10 protein-coding genes and 1 tRNA gene are annotated in these 13,093 nt (G+C 62.8%); 5 read left to right on the top strand and 6 right to left on the bottom strand.

Annotated features, from left to right (window positions below):
* Nucleotides 1–12: 12 nt before the first annotated feature.
* The gene (locus VFB05_RS03055) at nt 13–5,229 is read right to left on the bottom strand and encodes an alpha-2-macroglobulin (protein ID WP_325008640.1); all 5,217 of its coding nucleotides are present in this window, start codon (nt 5,227–5,229) and stop codon (nt 13–15) included.
* Between the two features lie 282 nt (nt 5,230–5,511).
* Here VFB05_RS03055 and VFB05_RS03050 point away from each other — a divergent pair.
* Nucleotides 5,512–5,588, top strand: a tRNA-Arg gene (locus VFB05_RS03050).
* Nucleotides 5,589–5,606: 18 nt separating this feature from the next.
* Here the strand turns inward: VFB05_RS03050 and VFB05_RS03045 are convergent.
* Complete coding sequence (locus tag VFB05_RS03045) at nt 5,607–5,873, bottom strand: DUF1496 domain-containing protein (RefSeq protein ID WP_325008637.1); 267 nt, start codon at nt 5,871–5,873, stop codon at nt 5,607–5,609.
* Between the two features lie 236 nt (nt 5,874–6,109).
* Between VFB05_RS03045 and VFB05_RS03040 the strand changes: the two genes are divergently transcribed.
* The gene (locus VFB05_RS03040) at nt 6,110–6,271 is read left to right on the top strand and encodes a hypothetical protein (protein WP_325008635.1); all 162 of its coding nucleotides are present in this window, start codon (nt 6,110–6,112) and stop codon (nt 6,269–6,271) included.
* A 27-nt stretch (nt 6,272–6,298) separates the two neighbouring features.
* Here VFB05_RS03040 and VFB05_RS03035 read toward each other — a convergent pair whose 3' ends face one another.
* Both VFB05_RS03035 and VFB05_RS03030 read right to left on the bottom strand, forming a co-directional pair.
* Nucleotides 6,299–6,538: a hypothetical protein gene (locus VFB05_RS03035; protein ID WP_325008633.1), complete on the bottom strand. Its 240-nt coding sequence runs from the start codon at nt 6,536–6,538 to the stop codon at nt 6,299–6,301.
* 125 nt (nt 6,539–6,663) lie between these two features.
* Nucleotides 6,664–6,891, bottom strand: coding sequence for a pentapeptide MXKDX repeat protein (locus tag VFB05_RS03030; protein WP_325008631.1), 228 nt, complete (start codon nt 6,889–6,891; stop codon nt 6,664–6,666).
* A gap of 351 nt (nt 6,892–7,242) precedes the next feature.
* On the opposite strand from VFB05_RS03030, the gene dctP reads away from it, so the two are divergent.
* Genes dctP through VFB05_RS03015 form a run of 3 tightly spaced genes read left to right on the top strand, consistent with a single transcriptional unit; the run spans nt 7,243 to nt 10,171 of the window.
* Nucleotides 7,243–8,265 carry a TRAP transporter substrate-binding protein DctP gene (gene dctP, locus VFB05_RS03025; RefSeq protein WP_325008629.1) on the top strand — a complete coding sequence of 341 codons (1,023 nt, stop codon included), beginning with the start codon at nt 7,243–7,245 and terminating at the stop codon, nt 8,263–8,265.
* Nucleotides 8,262–8,816, top strand: a complete 555-nt coding sequence (locus tag VFB05_RS03020; protein WP_325008627.1) for a TRAP transporter small permease — start codon at nt 8,262–8,264, stop codon at nt 8,814–8,816. The genes dctP and VFB05_RS03020 overlap by 4 nt, the downstream gene beginning before the upstream one ends.
* On the top strand, nt 8,813–10,171 hold the full coding sequence (locus VFB05_RS03015; RefSeq protein WP_325008625.1) for a TRAP transporter large permease: 1,359 nt from the start codon (nt 8,813–8,815) through the stop codon (nt 10,169–10,171). The genes VFB05_RS03020 and VFB05_RS03015 overlap by 4 nt, the downstream gene beginning before the upstream one ends.
* 1 nt (nt 10,172) lies before the next feature.
* On the opposite strand, the gene VFB05_RS03010 is transcribed toward VFB05_RS03015, so the two are convergent.
* Nucleotides 10,173–11,081 carry a hydroxymethylglutaryl-CoA lyase gene (locus VFB05_RS03010; RefSeq protein WP_325008623.1) on the bottom strand — a complete coding sequence of 303 codons (909 nt, stop codon included), beginning with the start codon at nt 11,079–11,081 and terminating at the stop codon, nt 10,173–10,175.
* A 12-nt stretch (nt 11,082–11,093) separates the two neighbouring features.
* A complete protein-coding gene (locus tag VFB05_RS03005; RefSeq protein ID WP_325008621.1) occupies nt 11,094–13,091 on the bottom strand; it encodes an acetyl-CoA carboxylase biotin carboxylase subunit in 1,998 nt (665 codons plus the stop codon).
* Nucleotides 13,092–13,093: the final 2 nt, after the last annotated feature.

Below are 13,093 nucleotides of genomic sequence, written 5' to 3'. Positions count from 1 at the left end.
CGACCTCCGCGCTCATTTGGCCGAACGCACCTCGATCGAGCCCGTTCCTGTACGGCCATAGCGCGAGGGATTGTACATGTCCTCGACATAAGCCTGCGGCAGCACATATTTGCCCGGCGAAACTGCCCGCACCACATAAGCGACCGTGAAGATCGACTTGTCGTTGGCGGCGCGATCAATCGCCGCCGTGAACCGATCGTCGCGGAACTCGGTGTTTTGAGGCTCCTCGCCGTCTTCGATCCACGACAGCGTGCCCGTATCACCGGACGAGACGAGATGCGGATTGTCGATCTCAAAACCAGCCGGTAGATAATCCGCCACCATGATGTGGCCGAACTCCGGTTTTGCCTCAGTGATCTTGAGCACGACTGCAAAGCGGTCGTTCTGCTTGACCTTCGCGACGTCGGCCGGCTTGCCGTCGAGCGTGAAATAATTGCGCTCGATCTTGAAGCCATTCGATGCTGCGGGCTCAGGCGTCATCGGCGAACCGCCAACCGAGACCACTGTCTGGATCGGCGCATCGCCGGTGTTGGTGATCTTGACCGGTTTGCCTGACATCTCCGCCGCCTTGTAGCTGCGATAGAGCGCGGTCTTGATTGGGTTCCCATCGACATCGAGCGCCATGGTCTCGTTGGCCAGCGCGCGCGACGCCAGCACCAGCCAGGCATTTTCCTGGGTCGAGGTGTAAGACGAAAGCCCGCGCGCCGCTTCAACGCGCGACACCGCCTGCATCAGGGTTGCCTTGGGAGCATTGCCCTCGCCGGCCAGTGACACCAGCGCCGCCGCGTCACGCAAGGCGCTGCCGTAGTCGACTCGGCCAAATTCCAGCACCGGCTTTGGTGCAAGGCTGTCGGCGGCGGCCGCGTAGACCCGCTCCGCGCGCGCTTTGTCGCCGACAAGTGCGAGCGCTGCGGCCAGTTGTGCTTTTGCAATCGGGGTCGCCAGATTGTTGAGCTTGGTATCGGCGAGATAACGCAAGTCGCCGATCGGCGCGGTGCCGTTGCGGGCGAGCACATAGAGGCCGTAGGAGAGGTTTTTTCCGCCATCCTTTTCCGGCTCCTCGGCGTTGACGACCGAGTTGCGGATGCGGTCGAGCGCGCTGCGGAACAGCACGTCCGGTACGGTAAATCCCTTTTCGCGCGCCCGCGTCAGGAAGTCGGTCACGTAAGCATCGAGCCAGGGATCGTCACCGCCGGCCGACCACAGGCCGAACGAGCCGTTCGAACCCTGCCGCGCCAGCAGCCGATCGATGGCATCGCGGATGCGCTGGTCGATCGCGGTATCCATCGCCAGATGCGCGCCAGCCGCGAGATCGTTGACGTAAAGCAACGGCATCGCGCGGCTCGTGATCTGTTCCGAACAGCCGTAGGGATAGCGGTCGAGCGCTTTCAGAATGGTCGCCGCATCAAGTGCGCTGGAAAGGCTCGCGGAAACCGAGACGGTGCCGGTGCCGACGACTAGATCGGAGAACATGTCGGAGGTCAGCGTCAGGCTCTCGCCTTTCGCCAACGTTCGCACCGAACGCCGCGTCAGCACTTGTGTCGCCGGCTTCACGTCCAGCGCGTAGTGCCGCGCAAGCGTCAGCCCGTTTGGTCCCTTGATATCGACGTCGAGCGTGGCCGTGCCGGCGCCAGCCGCATCGAGCGCCAGCGACATCGAGGTCCGCTGCTTGGCGGCCAATTTCGCAGATGTCACCGGATTGCCGCTGACCTTCACCGGCCCGGAGGTCTTGACGCTGACGGCGTAGTCGCCAGGCGCGCCTTCGACATTGTCGAGATCGTAACTCATCATGCCGTGATCGCCGTTGAGCAGGAAACGCGGCAGCGTCGCGGTCAGCACCACGGGATCGCGCACGGTAACATCGACCGTGGCGCGGCCAAGCTTGGTCGCGGTCCATGCCACCGCCATGACGCGCGCGGTGCCGGCAAATTCGGGAATGTCGAAACTGATCTCGGCAGTGCCGTCGGCAGCGACGGTTACGATCCCGGAATAGAGCGCCAGCGGCTTTTGGCTGGGCGGGCTGCCCTGCAATTCGGCGCCTGCGCTGTCACCGCCGGTCTTCAGCTGACCGCGGGTGCCCTGCATGCCGTCGATCAACTGGCCATAGAGGTCGCGGATTTCCGCGGTCAGGCGGCGCTGACCGAGATAGTAGTCGTCAGGAGCCGGTGGCTTGTAGTTGGTAAGGTTGAGGATGCCGACATCGACCGCGGCCACGACCACCTCGGCGTCCTCGCCGGGATTGAGACCGGTTAATTTCACCGGCAACTTCATCGTGGTGTTCGGACGCACCAGCGCGGGCGGCGTCAGGTTGACCTGAAGGGTCCGCGCCTTCTTGTCGATGCCGAACCATTTCAGACCGATCGCACGGCCGGGCATGCGCTGGGCGGCCGCATCGAGCGGACGGCGCAAGGTCGCAACCACATAGGCGCCGCTACCCCAGTCCTTGCCGACCGGAATTTTGACCTGCGCGGTGCCTTCCTTGACGTCTGTGGTCTGCGTCATCAGCAGGCGATCGCCGAGAACGTTGACCGTGAGCTTGCCGGCCGAACGCGCATTGACCGAGACAACCATGGTGTCGCCGGACTGATATTCCGGCTTGTCGATCGAGGTTTCCAGTAGATCCGGCGTATCGGCGCCGCCCTCGGAGTACCAGCCGACGTCGAATTGCACAGAGGTCAACGGACCATCGGCATCGGCCGATTTGACGTCGAGGCGATAGCGTCCCGGCTGGGGTGCGAGCGTGATGCGCGCGGGCTCATTGGCCGCGACCGTGAGATCGCCATCGGCGACGCGCTTGGTCGATTTGACCGGCTCAAATTCCCAGGACGAATTCTGACGGTACCACTGATAGCGGGACTCGAGCTTCAACAACTCGTAGCGCAGGCCGTCGCGCGCCAGCGACTTGCCATCGGGAGAGACGAACACCACGTCGAATGCGGCCTTGTCGCCTTCGGCGACGTTCTTGTCACCGAACAACGGCTTCACGCCGATCATCGCCGACGTCGGCGCGACCGGCAGCACGATCTTGCGTTCCACCGCGCGGCCGCCTGCTTCCGCCATACGAACGAAGATCTGCGCTTCCTGCGGACGGGTCGAGGTTGGCGGCTTTGCGAGGCTCACCGGGAAGGTGGCCACGCCATTGGCGTCAGTCTCGGGAAGGCTTTCGATCGGCGTGCGCTCATTGCTGGCGTTTTCCTCATCGGCCACGCCGAACTGATAGCCGGGAAAACCCGGCCTCTCGTCAGCGGTCGCCACCAGCATGTCGCCTTCGAGCTGAAGCCCGGAAGCTGGTGCGCCATAGAGGAAATGGCCATCCACTTTAAGTTCTACGGGAGCATCGACCTTGATCTGCTTGTCCTTGCTGGTGACTGCGAAATCGATGCGCTCGGGGATGTAGTCCTCGACCATGAAGGTCGTCTCGCCCACCGAATTGCCCTTGGGATCAGTGAAGGCGCGCACCCGCCAGGTGCCAGCCGGGACGGCCGAGTTGAGCGCGACTGCAAGCGTCCTTCCGCCAGCGCCTTGATCTTGCAGCACTGTGCGGCGGAATTCGACGCCATCCGGGCGCTCGATCACCAGCGTCAGCGGTCCGCCGGAAATGGCATTGCCCAGACCGTCGCGCAAAAGGGCGGTGAGATAGACGGTTTCGTTGGAACGGTAGACGCCACGTTCGGCATAAACGAAGGCATCCGCGCCGGCAGGCACCGCCCTGCCCGCAACGCCGCGATCCGACAAATCGAACGCGCTCGATTTCAGGCTGAGAAAGGCATAGTCGGCCTTGTCGGTTGAGACGGTGAGCATCGCCGGCGAAAGCCCGCCCTCGCCACGCGCAAGGCCCGCCTCGAACACCGCATGACCACTGTCGTCGGTCTTGCGGGTCGCGAGAATTTCGTTGTTGCGCGCCACCAGGCGAACCTCGGCCTTGGCGATGGCTTCGGTCGAGGCCAGTGAATTCACGAAGACATGGATGCCATCATTGCCGGAGAACGCCGCGAGGCCCAGGTCGGAGACGATGAACCATTGCGTAGCCGACTCGCCGCCCTCGTCATCGCCGGCGTCGCTGCCCGGCCCCTTGGCGGCCGCGGTCATCACATAGACGCCAGGCTGCATAGTGCCGAGGGCTTCATCGACCGGAAAAGCCGTCGTGACGTCCTGGTTCAGCGTCATCGCGGTTGCGAGCTGCCCGGTCCAGACCTTGACGCCGCGCTCATCGCCAAGGGTCGAAAGTTCGTAGCGGCTCAATGCGCGCTGAAAGTTACCGTCGATGACGGCGTTGATCAGGTTGCGGTCGCCAATTCGGAACACGTTGATCGACACCGACGGCGTATTGACGCTCACCACGGGAATGCCGCGCTGGCCGGTGCGCGGGAGCACGTAGGCGCGCCCGGTAAAGCGGACGAACGGCTTGCGGTCGCGGACATAGACGTTGAACTCCGCCGACTTCGGCAGGCCTTCTTTGACGGTCGACGGCAAACCGGCGCGCAGGTTGATGTTATGGCGCTCGCCATGCTTCAGCCCGTCGACGCAAAGCTGCTTGCCTTCGGACGTAAGGGCCGGCTTGTCGTTGCCGGCAAGCGCCACAAACGGCGTGAAGTCGGTGCGCTTGGCGAGTTCCTCGGAGAACTGGAAACAGGCCCGTGGCGAAACTGAATCGGAGTCGATCGTGTAATCGAGCAGCCGGAAGCCATGCTCATCGCGCATTTTTTCGTATTGGACGCGCACATCGGCGACCTCGCGCAGGTCGAGCGAAAGCCTTAGGGCATCGAGCGACGGCCGCCACAGCTTTCGGTCGGACAAGGCCCGGCCGAGCACAGCCAAAGCGTCAGCCTCGTCGCCCGCATTGGCGGCGCGCTGATAGGCGATGTAGGCCGCAGTCGAAGCGCGTTCGAGCAGGAACGTCTGCTCGCTTCCGTTGGCCGGCTTGATCTGGAAAATGGTCCGGGCGAGTTTTAGCCAGTTGCCGCTGTCGTCAGGCGCTGTGGCGGCGATCTGCCCGAGAATCTGCAAGCCCGTCCGCATGTCGTTCCGGCGGAAGGCTGTGTCCGCATCGGCTTTCAGCGCGGCGCCGGACTTGTTGACGGCGCCCGCCTCCGTCTTGATCTGGGCCTCGAGCTTGATTGCGGAATCGGCGAGGTCGTCGCGCTTGAAGGGCTTGTCGGCGGCTTGCGCCGAAATCAGGCCAAACGCCAGCGTGGCGCCAATCAATGCCGCCCGAACCAAACCGATCATGATGGAGCTCCAAGGTAGCGGCCAAAGGGCCGCCGATGACGAAGAAGTGCGCTAAAAGGTGACGGACTCGTGGCAGGGATACGAAGCTGCGAAAAAGTCATATCCGACATTTGTCGAAAGCCTTGGAAACCTTAAAGCCGCGCGGCCGTCGGGCGCGCGAGCCGAGGCAGGGCCGGCCGTCGGCCTGCCCAGGGTTTTGTCGCCGGCGCACTGAAATTGGTTCGGAAGTCCTTCGGTGGAATGCGAAATTTTTACATTCGGTGCTATAAGCCGCCCCCAAGCGATCCCGTAGCTCAACTGGATAGAGTAGCGGATTTCTACTCCGCGGGTTGCAGGTTCGAATCCTGCCGGGATCGCCAGCAAAAAGCGCTCAAGCTTCAGTTATCGCGCCGCCGATCCGGCGAGACGCTGACTGTCACGGAGTTCGGCGTCTGATAAGCCCTTTCGCAGGAATTGGGCTGCGTCTGCGGCAGTTCCAGTTTGGTCCAGCTGCCGCTGCTCGTGCACGTCTGGGTCGCGATCGGCGAAATACAGAGGGTGGCGCCTTCGGAATACTGCCGGTCGGCATAAATACATAAGGCCTGCGCCGAACTGACAACTCCTGTGCTCATTGCCAATGCAAGGCCGACAACAACGTGCTTCATGACGCCCCCGTCAAACCGCCCCCAAGTCGTCATACAGGCTTTAAACGACGGCCAAGCGACACGCTGGAAGTCCGCGGGGTTGCAGGTTCGAATCCTGCTGGGACCGCCACGATTCCGTTGCCTCGCCGGCAGCGGAAACTGGCCCGGAAATCGCCGTTTAGGCGCCACGAACTTGCCCCGCGAGTCAGTGACGCCGTCAAACGCTGCCCTGGGGAGGATCACAGCGTGAGCGTTCCATGTACAAAGCGTCGAAACGTTACCTGGCGGCGAGTGTCAGTGCGTTGACCCTTGCGATTCTGATGATGTTGATCGCGATCACTGCCTGGACTATCGCGCCCGAGGTTGTGGCGGATACGTCCGGGGTGCAGTTGGAGTTGAAGAAGTCGCTGCCGCCATGAGGCGCGTTGAGCCGCCGGGTCTGCGGGTCAGGGCTTTTGGCGCTGAGGCCGCCTCGGACGGGGCCGCGCCACATTGACCGGCTCTGCCATGCCCGGCTCGGCTTGCAAGCCCGGCTGCTGTTGGGGCGACGTTTTGCGCAGTAGCGATTCCCTGAACATCAGGTCGCGCTGCATGGCATCCTGCGCCGATGCGGTGGAGGTGAAAGCCATGTTGAGAAACATGGGCATCGCGGCAAAGCGAAGGGCCAAGCGCATATCGACGGTCATCGCGTTGTCATCCCCCGGGATCGGGCCTGACGGAAGAGGTCTCGGTCGATAGAACAGGCTCCGCGGGGCCGACAGACCCGCCACTGCGGGCGAGCCTGCCAGCAACGCGCGGTGGCGACGGATGCTTACTTGTTGTCCTTTTTCATCATGCCGTCGTCCTTCTTCATGGAATCCTTGGACATCGTGTCTTTCTTCATGCCGTCGTCCTTCTTCATGGAGTCCTTCGACATGGTGTCCTTCTTCATGCCGTCGTCCTTCTTCATGTCGTCCATGGCGAAGGCGGGGGCCAGCGCCAGGCTGAGCGAGAGCGCGGCAGCCGAGATTCCGAGCGCGATACGGGTGCTGATGGTCATCGATAGATTCCTCTCAGAAAGGTTTTGAAAACCGGTGATGACGGCATGGGCCGCCATCCTATCGACGATCCCCGGGCAGCTTTCGTTACCGCGGCATTGAAAAAAGTTTTGCCCTGTGACAAGGCAAGCGGCGGTTGGGGCTAATGGTTAAACCCTAAATTTTGAAATAACCGCCAGTCCTCAGCAATTTTGCCACAGTTTGCGGCGCACCAATATGCGCGATTGTCCGTCTCAGACTTTTCGACAACAGCCACCGAGATTATGGGCGGGTATAAGCCACCGTCCGTCCTACGCTCCATCCGGAATATCCAGCGCGGAAAACGCCGAGCCTTTGCCCCAGGGAGGGTTAACATGTACACGCGTCGCCACATCCTTGCATCCACACTTGCCGCGCCTGCCATCCTGCGCTTCGGGATCGGCACGGCCCATGCCGCCACCACACTGAAGATCTCGCATCAATTCCCGGGCGGGACGATCGACAAGGGCGATTTCCGCGACCGGCTGTGCCGCACCTTTGCGGCGGAGCTTGCCAAACGCACCGGCGGTGAGATCACGGCCGACGTCTATCCGAACTCGTCGCTGGTCAAGACCAATGCGCAATTCTCGGCGATGCGAAAAGGTGCGCTCGACATCAGCCTCTACCCCCTGCCCTATGCCGGCGGCGAATTGCCGGAGACCAACATCGCGCTGATGCCCGGCCTCGTCTCGACCTACGACCAGGGCATGAACTGGAAGAAGAACGCGGTCGGCAAGACGCTGACCGATTTCCTCGCCGACAAGGGCATCATCATCCTGAGCTGGGTCTGGCAGGCCGGCGGCGTCGCCAGCCGCTCGCGCCCGCTGGTGCTGCCGGAAGACGCCAAGGGCCTGAAGGTCCGCGGCGGTTCGCGCGAAATGGACATGGTGCTTCAGACCGCGGGCGCTGCCGTGCTGTCGGTGCCGTCCAACGACCTCTACGCCGCCATGCAGACCGGCGCCTGCGATGCCGGCATCACCTCCTCCACCAGCCTGATCTCGTTCCGGCTCGAAGAGGTCTCCAAAGCCCTCACTTCAGGCGCCAAGGCGTCCTATTGGTTCATGCTCGAACCGCTTCTGATGTCGAAGTCGATTTTCGACGGCTTGCCGAAAAATCATCAGGACACGATCCTGAAGCTCGGCACGGAGCTGGAATCCTTCGGCCGCAAGGGAGCGCAGGAAGACGATTCGGAAGTCGCCAAGGTCTACGCCAAGGCCGGCGCCAAGGTCAGCGAACTCGACTCGACGATCGTCAACAAGTGGCGCGATATCGCGCGCGATACGGCGTGGAAGGATTACGGCGCCAAGACTGCGACGTCCGCCCAGCTCTTGAAACTCGCATCTGACGTTACGGCATGATGCACGGTCCGCTTCCGGATCGAGAAAATCCGACGATCGCCGCGACCGCCCCCTGGCCGGTCGCGGCGATCGACTATCTTCTGACCTGGTGCAACCGGGTCATCGTCGTTCTCGCTTCGATCGCCATGATCTCGGCATGCCTCGTTCTCAGCTACAGCGTGCTCACCCGGGAACTGTTTCAGATGCCGAATTATTGGCAGGATGAAGCGGCGGTGTTCCTCTTGGTCGGCACCGCCTTCATGACGTCGGCCTGGGTCCAGCAGCAGCGCGGCCATATCGGCATCGAGGCCTTTGTCAGCCTTTTGTCGCCGCTCGCCAATCGTGTCCGGCTGTGGCTGGTTGATGTTGCGAGCTTTGCGTTCTGCACCTTCTTCGCCTGGAAATCATGGACGCTGACTTATGAGGCTTGGGACGACGGCCAGGTCTCGAACTCGATGTGGTCGCCGCCGCTCGATATTCCCTATGGCCTGATGGCACTCGGCATGACGCTGTTGTGTGTCCAAATTCTGCTGCAGATCATCGCGCCGATTGCCGGAGCAACGCGGCGATGACCGTTTTCGGAATTGGGATCTCCTACGGGCTCGCGACCCTGTTTGCGATGTTCTCTGGCATGCCGATCGCCTTTGCGCTTGGCGCCGTTGCCGTCGTGTTCATGGGCATCTACATGCCGGCGGCTTCGCTCGATACGGTGACGCAGAACGTTTACGAGGAAATGGCCTCGATCACGCTGCTGTCGATCCCGCTCTTCATTCTGAAGGGTGCGGCGATCGGCAAGTCCCGCGCGGGCCAGGACCTTTATTCCGCGATCCACGCGTGGCTGCACCGCGTGCCCGGCGGCCTGGGCGTGGCGAACGTGTTCGCCTGCGCTCTGTTCGCAGCAATGGCTGGATCCTCGCCGGCCACTTGTTCGGCGATCGGCTCGGCCGGCATTCCCGAGATGCGCAAGCGTGGCTATTCCGGCGGCTTTGCGGCCGGAATCATTGCCGCCGGCGGCACGCTCGGCATTCTGCTGCCGCCCTCGATCACCATGATCCTGTTTGCCGTGTCGGCGGAAAAGTCGCTCGGCCGCCTGTTTCTGGCCGGCATCGGTCCGGCGCTTTTGCTGGTCTCGCTGTTCGGCGGCTATGCGGTAATCCGCTTTCGCAAGGAGTATGCGGCGGCGAGCCTTGCTTATGAAAAGACCGGCAAGGAATCGGCGATCCTGGTCCATGACAAGTTCACGATGGCGGAGCGCTTCGGCGCGTTGCCGCGGGTTCTGCCGTTCGTGTTGCTGCTGACCGGTGTGATGATTGCGCTCTACGGCGGCTACGCCACGCCGTCGGAGACGGCCGGCCTTGGCGGCCTCCTCGCTTTGGTCCTGATCGCGATGATTTACAGCGTATGGCGCCCGAAGGACCTCGCGCCGATCCTCACCTCGACGATCCGCGAATCCACTATGCTGATGCTGATCATCGGCATGTCACTGCTTTATTCCTACGTGATGAGCTATCTGCACATCTCGCAGTCGGCCGCCGAATCCGTCGTCGCCATGCATCTGCCGCGCTGGGAATTGCTGGCCGCGGTCCTGGTCCTGGTCGTGGTCCTCGGTTTCTTCCTGCCGCCGGTTTCGATCATCCTCATGACCGCGCCGATCATCCTGCCGCCGTTGCGGGCGGCCGGCTTTGACATCATCTGGTTCGGCGTCGTGATGACCATCGTGATGGAGATGGGGCTGATTCACCCGCCGGTCGGTCTGAATATTTTCGTGATCCGCAATGTCGCACCTGACATTCCCCTGCGCGACGTGATCTTCGGCACGCTACCGTTCGTGCTGCTGATGATGCTGGCCGTGCTGATCCTGTGCTTCGTGCCGGAAATCTCGACCTGGCTGCCGAACCTCGTGATGGGACCGGACGGGAGCCGATAGGCTAGCGGTTTGCGCGCTGCTTCGCATTGAGCGCGGCCGCGACGCGGCTGACCGGCGGCCGGCCAATCAATTTGCTGATTTCGTTGGTCGCCCTTAAAAGCTTCGTCATATCGACGCCGGTGGCGACGCCCATGCCATCCAGCATGTAGACGACGTCTTCGGTGGCGACATTGCCGGTTGCGCCCGGCGCGTAGGGACATCCGCCGAGGCCGCCGGCCGCAGAATCGATCACGCGGCAGCCCTCTTCCATTCCGGCATAGAGATTGGAAAGTGCCTGACCGTAAGTGTCATGGAAATGCATTGAGAGATTCGCCATCGGCACATGACCCGTCACAGCGCGCAGTAACTCTCGCGCCTTCGTCGGTGTGCCCACCCCGATTGTGTCGCCGAGAGAGACTTCGTAGCAACCGAGATCCCAGAGAACCCTGGCAACGTCGACGACCGCCTTCGGCTTGACCTCGCCGTCATAGGGACAGCCGAGCACGCAGGAGACATAGCCGCGCACCTTGAGGCCATCGGCGCGGGCCCGCGCGATCACCGGCTTGAAGCGCTCGATCGATTCGGCGACCGAGCAATTGATGTTGGCGCGTGAAAAACCTTCCGACGCCGAGCCGAACACCGCAATGACCTTGGCGCCAGCAGCGCGCGCGGCCTCATAGCCTTTCTCGTTCGGCACCAGCACATGAAATTCACCGCCAGCGTGACGGCTCACGCGCCTCAGCACCTCGTCGGAGCCAACCATCTGCGGGATGGCCTTCGGTGAGACGAACGCCCCGACCTCGACCGTATGGAGACCTGCGGCGAGCAAGGCCTCGATAAAGGCAACGCGCGCGTCCACGGTGACCTGTGCCTTCTCATTCTGGAGGCCGTCGCGCGGGCCGACTTCGACGATGCGCACCTGATCACTCATGGTCATTCGCTCTTACGCCGGTTCGATCTCGGCCAGTTCGACGCCTTCGCCGACGATATCGCCGACCTTGCATTTGATGACCTTCAGGACGCCAGCGAACGGCGCCCGCAACGTCTGTTCCATCTTCATGACTTCAAGGGTCAGGATCGGCGCACCCTTTTCAAGCTTCGCGCCGACGTCCGCCAGCAGCGCCACGACCGTCCCCGGGAGCGGCGCCACGATCCGGTCCTCGCCGACCTGCTCCTCGGTGTCGCCGCCGAACGGATCGATCCAATGCAGATCGAAACGGCCATTGCGGGTCCGCACATATAACTCGTGGCCTTCGAGCATCGCCATCACCTGGGATTTGGTCCCGTCCAGCGTGAGATCAATCCCCCCCGAGAGACCCGGCGCGACGGCAAAGCCGATTTCGTGCTTCCCGATCACGAGCGTCGAGGATCTCTTGCCATAATGCAGGGCCACCTTCTGCTCGCCGTCAGCGTAGCGGAACGCAAAGACCCGCTGACGGCGCCCGACCGGCATCCAGCCCGCCGTGCCCCAAGGTGATTTCGCGACGTCCATGGCCGCTTTGGCCTCCTCCTGGAGGATCGCGGCTACGGCAGCCGCGAATTCGAGGTCTGCAGGCTGCTTCGGGCTGGCAGTGAGATGCTTCAGCTCGCGCTCGATAAAGCCGGTATCGATGACGTTCGCGCGCACCGCGGGATGACTGACCAGCGCGGCCAGAAACGGAATATTGGTGACCACGCCGCGCACATCCGATTGTTCCAGCGCGCTGCCGAGCCGGTCGATCGCGGCATCGCGCGTCGGCGCGAAGGCGATCACCTTGGCGAGCATCGCGTCGTAATGGGGCGAGACCGTATCGCCCGCACGATACCCTGCATCGATACGCAAACCACCTCGCTGCTCAGGCATGTTCCAGCTTCGGATCGTGCCGACTGACGGCATGAAATTCTTGTCCGGGTTTTCCGCGTAGACCCGCGCCTCGATCGCATGACCGCGAAGCGTGATCTGATCCTGCGTCACCGGCAGTTTTTCGCCGGCGGCTACGCGCAACTGCCACTCGACGAGATCGATGCCCGTGATCAACTCGGTGACGGGATGTTCGACCTGCAAGCGTGTGTTCATCTCGATGAAGAACACGTCCTTGCCGTTGGAGACGAACTCGATCGTGCCAGCGCCGACATAGTCGACGGCGGCAGCCGCCTTGCGGGCCGCCGCACAGACGGCATCGCGCTGCGCGGCATTCAGCGTCGGCGACGGCGCCTCCTCGATCACCTTCTGATGGCGTCGTTGCAGCGTGCATTCGCGCTCGAACAGCGACAGCAGATTGCCGTGGCTGTCGCCGATCACCTGCACCTCGATGTGCCGTGGGTTTTCGACCAGCTTTTCGATCAGCATCCGGTCGTCGCCGAATGCTGCCTTGGCCTCGCGCTTGGCACTCTCGATCGAAGCCGCAAGCTCCTTCGCTGTGCGCACGATGCGCATGCCGCGGCCGCCGCCACCAGCGGATGCCTTGACCAGAACCGGGAAGCCGATCCTTGCCGCCGCCTGGGCAAGCGTGGCTTCGTCCTGCGCCGCGCCGTGATAGCCGGGCACCAGCGGCACGCCCGCCTGCTCCATCAGCTCTTTAGAGCCCGATTTCGAGCCCATCGCCCTCATCATCGCTCCCGTCGGACCGACAAAGACAATGCCGGCTTTCGCGCAAGCGTCCGCGAACTCAGCGTTCTCCGACAGGAAGCCGTAACCGGGATGGATGGCTTCAGCACCGCTCTGGCCCGCTGCCTCGATCACCCGCCCGATGCTGAGATAGCTTTCGCGGGCGCGCGACGGGCCGAGCAGAACCGCTTCATCGGCCATCGCCACGTGCAGTGCGTTGCGATCGGCTTCCGAATAGACGGCAACGGTCCGCAGACCCATGGTCCTGGCGGTGCGGATGACGCGCACGGCAATCTCGCCGCGATTGGCGACCAGGAGGGTGCGAAAACGCCGGTAGAGCTTTAACCGGTCCATCG

Origin of the sequence: Bradyrhizobium sp. (genome assembly GCF_035652035.1) — a bacterium.
In the GTDB taxonomy this organism is placed as follows: domain Bacteria; phylum Pseudomonadota; class Alphaproteobacteria; order Rhizobiales; family Xanthobacteraceae; genus Bradyrhizobium.
Note: the sequence above shows the minus strand (reverse complement) of the source record. Positions and strands in the feature narration are given on the sequence as shown.